2 protein-coding genes and 1 pseudogene are annotated in these 1,586 nt (G+C 46.5%); 2 read left to right on the top strand and 1 reads right to left on the bottom strand.

All coding sequences use genetic code 11. The annotated features are described in order from the left end of the window. Positions 1–186 precede the first annotated feature (186 nt). Positions 187–606, bottom strand: coding sequence for an IS200/IS605 family transposase (tnpA, locus tag F6K37_RS41590; protein ID WP_287257111.1), 420 nt, complete (start codon positions 604–606; stop codon positions 187–189). 32 nt (positions 607–638) lie between these two features. Between tnpA and F6K37_RS41595 the strand changes: the two genes are divergently transcribed. Next, positions 639–860, top strand: a complete 222-nt coding sequence (locus tag F6K37_RS41595; RefSeq protein WP_287257112.1) for a hypothetical protein — start codon at positions 639–641, stop codon at positions 858–860. Continuing rightward, positions 829–1,566, top strand: a pseudogene (locus tag F6K37_RS41600) (IS200/IS605 family accessory protein TnpB-related protein); the annotation flags it as partial. The gene F6K37_RS41595 and the pseudogene F6K37_RS41600, both read left to right, overlap by 32 nt. Between the last annotated feature and the right edge of the window lie 20 nt (positions 1,567–1,586).

Below are 1,586 nucleotides of genomic sequence, written 5' to 3' on the forward strand. Positions count from 1 at the left end.
AGAGTCAGTGTGGGAGCTGTCACTCATCTGGTAAGCATTCAGCTATCAGCTATCAGCTATCAGCCATTGGCCTGTGGCAACGCTACTGTTCGCGCAGCGTGCGCGTAGCGCAATCGATGTTTTTGAACCTCATGGGAGGCGCACTCCCCCACCTCGGAACAGGTGGGGGTTAGCCGAGCACCGGATCTAGTCGTCCTTCCCCTGAGACTGAATATAGGATTTGATCACCTCCAACGAAGCACCACCACCTGAAACAGCACAATAGCCACGTTTCCAGAAAACAGGTTTCCAATAATAAGGTTTTAGTTCTGCCCCATACCGTTTTCTAATTTCTCGACTGGTGACGGTTTTCATGGTGTTGGCAATCTTCGATACTGCCACATCAGGGGCAAGGTCGATCAGCAGGTGTAAATGGTCTTTCATTTCCAGATCTGCTTTAGCCTCTATGAGATAGGAACGATTTTTGGCGCAGATGCTTCGACACAGCTCAATGAGATCAGATTCTATCTGTTCAGTCAGTACAGGGTGTCGATACTTTGTTACAAACACCATATGAATCTGAATACTACAAAAACTATGAGCAAAGGCTCTTAAGCTTCTTGCCATTTTATTACTCTATAAGCTACACTATCAATAGGATGCCTCAGAAAACAGCACCCAAAACCATCAGAACCGACAAATGGCGGATTGCCCCGACCAGTGAACAGAAGCAGTATCTGCTCAACACTGTGCAGGAATATCGTCGTTTGTGTCGTTTCTTGGTAACGGTGGTTTGTACTCACTGGGTTGACTTAGGGACTCTAAGCAATAACAATCTTGTACCTGCCGTTGAAAACGCCGACCAAAGTTATACGAACTGACAAATGGCGACTTAATCCGACCTGTGATCAAAAGATACTGTTCGGGGAGACGATTAAGGTCTATCGCCAGGCTTGTCGATATTTAGTCGGAATTATTTTCACTCACTGGTCTGAGCTAGGTGGTTTGACAGCAGATCAACTAACTCCTGCTGTTGAGCGTTTAATGCACCAAACAGCTAAACGCCCGCAGGTAAAGTATTCTCAATTCAACAAAGCTTTTTACAAATTTCCTAGTTATTATCGCCGTGCTGCGATTTCCTTTGCTGCCGGGCAAGTCAGCAGTTATGTGACTCGTTATAGTGAATGGCAGTCTGGGACGCGAAAAAGGCGAGATACTAAACCACCAAAGCTAAATGCTGATACTGGCTGCTACCCTGCCCTGTACAAAGGCCAATGTTATAAACTACACGGTTTTGATTCCGCAAAGCCGTTCGCGAAGCGTGGCCTACGGCCTCCGCTACGCGAACAAGTCGAAATCAAAGTTTTTGACGGGTCTGACTGGGTTTGGACTAGGGTTGAGATAACTGGGCTAAGAAAGCGCCATCAAGTTGCCAGCAATAAGATGATGTCCCCTTCTTTGATTTTCAATCAAAGGTATTGTCATCTATCTGTTCCGTTCAACTGCAAGCCAGAAAAGCGGAAGCCAGAGGCGAATGTAACTGCGGTAGATCTAGGGATAAACACTACTGCAACAATCGCAGTCGTACCCACAACGGCACTGTAATC

The sequence above is a fragment of the Moorena sp. SIO4E2 genome (assembly GCF_010671945.1).
Taxonomy (GTDB): Bacteria; Cyanobacteriota; Cyanobacteriia; order Cyanobacteriales; family Coleofasciculaceae; genus Moorena; species Moorena producens.

What these genes read in the sequence shown, in the direction of transcription:
- F6K37_RS41595 (WP_287257112.1), top strand. Translation starts at nt 639, where the DNA reads ATGCCTCAGAAAACAGCACCCAAAACCATCAGAACCGACAAATGGCGG.
- tnpA (WP_287257111.1), bottom strand. Translation starts at nt 606, where the DNA reads ATGGCAAGAAGCTTAAGAGCCTTTGCTCATAGTTTTTGTAGTATTCAG.